This window comes from Acidovorax sp. FG42, from assembly GCF_057809195.1.
This window is the reverse complement of record NZ_JBMDJM010000019.1, coordinates 111543-117734: the sequence shown is the minus strand read 5'-3', so window position 1 is coordinate 117734 and position 6192 is coordinate 111543. Positions and strand designations below refer to the sequence as shown.

The window sequence follows — 6192 nt, the reverse complement described above, 5'->3', positions numbered from 1 at the left end:
GATGTTACTCGCTAGTACCTGAAACTAGTGCGTCTACCAATTCCGCCACCTGGGCTTTCAGATCAGCTTTGAATTATAGGATGTTTTTTGGGACATCCTGAGGACTTGCTCATTTTTTTGAAAATTTTGTGCGACGGTCCAGCCGCGGTGGCTGGCTTGTCGCGGTCACCACAACCTCCCGCATGGCCCGGCAGGGCTTGGTGTGTGTGCATGACGCACCGGAGAATAAAAAAGCCGCTGTGTGTGCAGCGGCTTCGATATTTTGAAAACCTTGGCTGGTTCTCGTTAAACTTGGTGCCCAGGAGAGGACTCGAACCTCCACGATGTTACTCGCTAGTACCTGAAACTAGTGCGTCTACCAATTCCGCCACCTGGGCATTTCAGGAAAGACTAAGATTGTATAACAAAAAATCCACCCCCGGCGCGCAGCCCGCTTCACATTTGTCGCAAGAGATCGAAGGCAGCGTGCAAGGGCACCGTGATGGACACGGTTTCGTCATCCGCGACGATGGCGAAGGCGATATCTATATTCCCCCGAACGAGATGCGCGCTGTCCTGCACAAGGACCGCGTGCGCGTGCGCATCGTGCGCCAGGACCGACGTGGCCGGCCCGAAGGCCGCGTGGTCGAAATCATCGAGCGCCCGCCACAGCCCATCATCGGCCGCCTGCTGCAGGAAAGCGGTGTCTGGCTGGTGGCGCCGGAGGACAAGCGCTACGGCCAGGATGTGCTGATCCCCAAGGGGGCCACCGGCGCCGCCAAGCCGGGACAGGTCGTGGTGGTCGAGCTGACCGAGCCGCCCGCGCTGTTTGGCCAGCCTGTGGGCCGCATCACCGAGGTGCTGGGTGAAGTCGACGACCCGGGCATGGAGATCGAGATTGCCGTGCGCAAGTACGGCGTGCCACACGAATTCTCAGAGGAATGCTTGGCCCAGGCCAAAGCCCTGCCCGACAAGGTGCGTGCGCAGGACAAGAAACGCCGCGTAGACCTGACCGACGTGCCCCTGGTCACCATCGACGGCGAAGACGCGCGCGACTTCGACGACGCCGTGTACTGCGAGCCCGCCAAGGTCGGCCGCAGCAAGGGCTGGCGCCTGCTGGTGGCCATTGCCGACGTGAGCCACTACGTGGAGACCGGCAGCGCCATCGACATCGACGCCTACGACCGCGCTACCAGCGTCTACTTCCCGCGCCGCGTGATCCCCATGTTGCCCGAGAAGCTGTCCAACGGCCTGTGTTCGCTCAACCCCGAGGTGGAGCGCCTGTGCATGGTCTGCGACATGCTGGTCACGGCCAAAGGCGAGGTGCACGCCTACCAGTTCTACCCGGCTGTGATGTTCAGCCACGCGCGCTTTACGTATACCGAGGTGGCAGCCATACTGGCCAACACGCGCGGACCCGAAGCCAGCAAGCGCAAGGACCGGGTCAAGGACCTGCTCAACCTGCACGACGTGTACCGCGCGCTGCTCATTGCCCGCCAGGCGCGCGGCGCCGTTGACTTCGAGACCACCGAGACGCAGATCGTCTGCGACGAGAACGGCCGCATCGAGAAGATCGTCCCCCGCACCCGTAACGATGCGCACAAGCTCATCGAAGAAGCCATGCTGGCCGCCAACGTGTGCAGCGCTGACTTCATCGCGCAGGGCGGCCAGCCTGGCCTGTTCCGCGTGCACGAAGGCCCAACGCCCGAGAAGCAGGAGATCCTGCGCAACTACCTCAAGGCCATGGCCGTGGGCATGACGATTGGTGACGACCCGAAGCCGGGCGACTTCCAGGCGATTGCCGAGGCGACCAAGGAGCGGCCCGACGCGCAGCAGATCCACACCATGCTGCTGCGCTCCATGCAGCAGGCCATCTACACGCCCATCAACAGCGGCCACTTTGGGTTGGCCTTTGATGCCTACACCCACTTCACCAGCCCCATCCGTCGCTACCCCGACCTGTTGGTGCACCGGGTCATCAAGGCCATTCTGAACAAGACGCAGTACAAGCTGCCTGCGCTGCCCACACCGGGCGAGGCGCATGCCAAGCTGGCCAAGCGCCTGGCTGCGCGCGTGGCTGCCCCCGGCACCAAGCCACGCAAGGATGTGGAGCCGCCCAGCCGCGATACGCAGGCCTGGGAGGCTGCTGGCCTGCACTGCAGCGCCAACGAGCGCCGCGCCGACGAGGCCAGCCGCGACGTGGAAGCCTGGCTCAAGTGCAAGTACATGCGCGAGCACCTGGGCGAGGAATACAGCGGCGTGGTGAGCGCCGCGACCAGCTTCGGCATCTTCGTGACACTCGATGCGATGTACGTCGAAGGCCTGGTGCACATCACCGAGCTGGGCGGCGAATACTTCAAGTTCGACGAGGCACGCCAGGAACTGCGCGGCGAGCGCACCGGCATCCGCTACGCCATCGGTGCCCGCGTGCGGGTGCAGGTGAGCCGTGTGGACCTGGACGGCCGCAAGATCGACTTCCGCCTGGTGCGCGAGGGCGAAGAGCTGCTGGGCCGCGCGCTCAAGGACAAGGGTGTGGGCGCTGATGGTGTAGGCGGCGGGGCGCGCAAGGCTGGTGGCCGTGCGGGTGGCCGTAAGGCAGACAAAGGCGCTGCGATGTCAGCCACGGAAAAGGCGGGCCTGACCCGCGAGCGTGCGGCGCGTTCGCCCATCCAGTCGCTGAAGGCGTCGGTCAAGAAGGCGGTGGCTGGCAAGTCCAGCAAGGGCAAGGCGCGCAAGCCGCGCCGCGGCTGACGGGGCTGTGCTGGTGGGCCTGAGGGCTTCCAGATCAGCTTGCAAATTGCTACTTAATTGATAGCTGCTAGCGCATATTCAACATGCGCTAGCAGCTATTTTTATTGGTGTGCGGGCTTCGTTTGATCGAGAAAGCGCGCATATCTGTGCGCCGTGTCGGCGGGCGCTTCCATCATGGGCAGATGGCCGATGCCGGGCAGGGCCTCCAGTTGCGCTTGGGGCAACAGCTTTTGCAAAGGCTGAAGGCCCGAACGGTCAAACACGCGGTCTTTATCGCCCCACAACACGAGCACGCGGTGCTGCTGCAAGTCGCCCAGCCGTTGCTCCAGCAGATAGCGGTCTTTGAGCTGTGCATCCCACAGGCGGGCGTTGGACTGGGCATTGCGCAGTGCTGCCTGCTCCGTGGCGTGCAGGATGGGATACGGCAGGAACGGGCGTTTTTCAAACACCAGGTCCATCATCGCGTCGAAGGCTGCGGCGTCGTGGGCGACCAGCGGGCGCTGCCCTGCATCGATAAGGCGGTCCATGGTGCTGGGCTGTGGCGAGCGAATGCCGTGGGGTGCCCCGATGAAGGCCACGCTGGCCACGCGCTCGGGGTGCTGCAGTGCAAACAGCGCGGCAATGGTGCCGCCCATAGAGTTGCCCGCGAGGTGGGCCTTCTCAATGCCCAGCGCGTCCAGCAGTGCGCCCAGGCGCTGGGTGTGGGCGGTGTAGTCATAGGGCTGGTCGTCCAACCGGGTGCTCTCGCCAAAACCGGGGAAGTCTGGGGCAATCACCCGGTACTGGCCGGTGAGGGCGCGCGCAAAATCCACCCAATGGTCCTTCTCCGCAAAAATTCCGTGCAGCAGTACCAGGGGCGTGGCACCCGGGTTGTCGGGTGCCGGTTGGGATGGTGCACCGCTGTCCAGGTAGTGGATGGTGTGCAGCGCGGCGGTGGTGGTTTTCTCTTCCATGCCCGAGAGGCTGCGGTTGAGGTGGAGCAGTGGCTCCTTCAGCAGCGAAGGGGCGCCGTAGTAGAGGCCCACGCAGCCCAGGGCCAGAGCGGCGGCAACAGAATAGAAGGCAATGCGTTTCAAGAACCAGTCTCCAGAAGAACGATGGGATGCCATGGGGCTGCGCGGTGGGCGCGCGCCGGGGCTGCGCAAGGCTACCGAGAACCGTGCCGTAAGACTTGTAGGTTTGGGCTATGCCGCAGCGCACGAACACCCTGACGTTGGGCACTGACCGCGCGCTGTACATGGGCGAGATCCCGGCCACGGGCTGGCATTGCCATGCGTCGCCTGTGCTGCTGATGGGGCTCTCGGGCCGGTTTGCGTTGCATTGGGGTGCAGGGCTGGTGGAAACCTGCCACAGCGCGCTGGTCGATGCCGGGGTGGAGCATTTGTTCGACCCCTGCGGCGAGGCGGTTGCGCTGGTGTACCTGGAGCCCGACTCGCCGGAGGCGCGCAGCCTGCGCAGTGTGTTTCGGCAGCAGGGTGGTGTGCTGCTGGATGTGGCAACGCCGGTGGGTGCGCGTGCGGCCATCGAGGGCTATCTGCGCGCCTTTGATCTACCGACCCTGCTTCAGCGCCACCTGCTGCAAGTGGCGCCTCCGCTGGACCTGCGCGTAGCCCGCAGCCTGCATGCCCTGCGCCGTCCGCAGCAGGAGCAGGGGCGCCTGGCGCGGGCGGGGCTCGCGTCCGAGGCACAGCTGTCGGCCTCGCGCTTCAACCATTTGTTCCGCGCCGAAATGGGTGTGAGCCTGCGCAGCTACCGCGTATGGTCGCAGGTGCGGCTGGCCATGGCCGGGTTGGCGGTCAGCCCGCGCCTCACGGACGCGGCGCTGGACGGCGACTTTGCGGACTCGGCACATTTCAGCCGCACGTTCCGCCAGACCTTTGGCATGACGCCGTCGAGCGTGCTCAAGCCGCTCAAGCAGGTCACGCTGTTGGATTGACCCCTGTCACCCGCCCACGCGCCGCGCCAGTGCGCTGGCGGTGAGGGCCAGGCCTGCGGGCCACACATCTGCGGCCTGTCCGTGCTGGTACACCGCTTCGCTCGCTGCACGCAATGCGCTGGCGCCAGCGGCCAGGTGCGCGCCCGCCATGCCCGCCAGCACATCGCCCGTGCCCGCCGTGGCCAGCCGCGCGTTGCCTGTGGGGTTGATGGCGGGGATGCGGTCGGGCGCGGCAATCACGGTGCCCGAACCCTTGAGCACGGCCACGCAGTTGAATTGGTCCGCAAGTTGTTGCGCGGCATCCAGCCGGTTGGCCTGAACTTCGGCGGTGGTCAGGCCCAGCAGGCGGGCGGCTTCCAGCGGGTGGGGGGTGATGACCGTGGGCTGCCCGTGCTGCCCACGTGCCACCACCAGCGCATGCAATGCGGCCTGGGAGGCGATGGCGTTGAGTGCGTCGGCGTCTAGCACCAGGCGCGCGGCGCGGGCAATGACCTCGGGCAGCACGCGAGCGATGGCCTGACCGCCGCCACAGCCGCAGACCACGGTGAGCTGCTCTAGCGCCAGCGCGTCAAAGCGGCGCAACATCAGCTCGGACTGCTGCAAGTCCAGTTGCAGATGCCCGTCGTCCAGCAAGGCCACCAGCACCCGGCCTGCACCGCTGTGCAGGGCGGCCGATGCTGCCAGCAGTGCGGCGCCCGCCATGCCCATACCGCGTGCCGCCAAACCCTCGCCACCCACCACGGCGACATCGCCATAGCTGCCCTTGTGGCTGGCGTGGGCGCGTGGGGTGGGCAGGGCGGGGCCGGAGAGCCAGGCGTTGGGCGGCTCATGTCCGGGAGCCACGCCCAGGTCGTCCAGCCACACCTGGCCTGCTGCGTCCCGCCCGGTGGCGGTGAACAGGCCGGGCTTGAGGTTGAGCAGACTCAGCGTGTGGCGTGGCGGGGGCGGGCGGTGGTGCGGGGTATCGGGCGCGAGGCCCGCAGCAAACTGGCCGGTGTCTGCGTCCAGCCCGCTGGGCAGGTCCACGGCCAGCACGGGGGCCAGATTGTGGTGCAGGGCTTGCAGACAGGCCTGGAGTCGGGCATCGGGCGTGCGCGAGGGGGCTTGGGGTGAAGACGAGACGCCAATGCCCAGTAGCGCATCGATGCACAGGTCGTTGGCATCCAGGTCGTCGGGTGCGGCATCGGCCCAGGCCACGCCTGCATCACTTGCGCGCTGCCAGGAAGCTCTGGCGTCGGCCGGGGCCGTGTCGGGTTGGCCCAGCCAGGTCACGACCACTTTGCGGCCACTGCGTTGCAGGTGCATCGCAGCCTCCAGCCCGTCACCACCGTTGTTGCCGGGGCCGCAGGCAATCCACACGGTGCGTGCGTGCGGAGCCAATGCCTGGGCCAGTTGCGCCACGGCCAGGCCAGCGCGTTGCATGAGGGTATGTGGGGGCAGGGCGGCCGCGGCCGCTTTTTCCAGGCGGCGTGTGGCGGCTGTGTTGAACAGTGGGTGAGGCTGGTGGGAGGTGATGCGGTGCATGG

General features: G+C 66.3%; 4 protein-coding genes and 1 tRNA gene. 2 read left to right on the top strand and 3 right to left on the bottom strand.

Annotated elements, in window-relative coordinates:
• Positions 1 to 292 precede the first annotated feature (292 nt).
• Positions 293 to 377 (bottom strand) — tRNA-Leu (locus ACODSM_RS18570).
• Positions 378 to 396: 19 nt separating this feature from the next.
• Between ACODSM_RS18570 and rnr the strand changes: the two genes are divergently transcribed.
• The gene (gene rnr, locus ACODSM_RS18565) at positions 397 to 2730 is read left to right on the top strand and encodes a ribonuclease R (protein ID WP_488806491.1); all 2334 of its coding nucleotides are present in this window, start codon (positions 397 to 399) and stop codon (positions 2728 to 2730) included.
• A 101-nt stretch (positions 2731 to 2831) separates the two neighbouring features.
• Here rnr and ACODSM_RS18560 read toward each other — a convergent pair whose 3' ends face one another.
• Positions 2832 to 3806 carry an alpha/beta fold hydrolase gene (locus ACODSM_RS18560; protein ID WP_488806490.1) on the bottom strand — a complete coding sequence of 325 codons (975 nt, stop codon included), beginning with the start codon at positions 3804 to 3806 and terminating at the stop codon, positions 2832 to 2834.
• A gap of 110 nt (positions 3807 to 3916) precedes the next feature.
• Between ACODSM_RS18560 and ACODSM_RS18555 the strand changes: the two genes are divergently transcribed.
• The gene (locus tag ACODSM_RS18555; RefSeq protein ID WP_488806489.1) at positions 3917 to 4666 is read left to right on the top strand and encodes a helix-turn-helix transcriptional regulator; all 750 of its coding nucleotides are present in this window, start codon (positions 3917 to 3919) and stop codon (positions 4664 to 4666) included.
• 6 nt (positions 4667 to 4672) lie between these two features.
• Here ACODSM_RS18555 and ACODSM_RS18550 read toward each other — a convergent pair whose 3' ends face one another.
• Entirely contained in the window at positions 4673 to 6190 is a 1518-nt protein-coding gene (locus ACODSM_RS18550; protein WP_488806488.1) for an NAD(P)H-hydrate dehydratase, read from the bottom strand.
• Between the last annotated feature and the right edge of the window lie 2 nt (positions 6191 to 6192).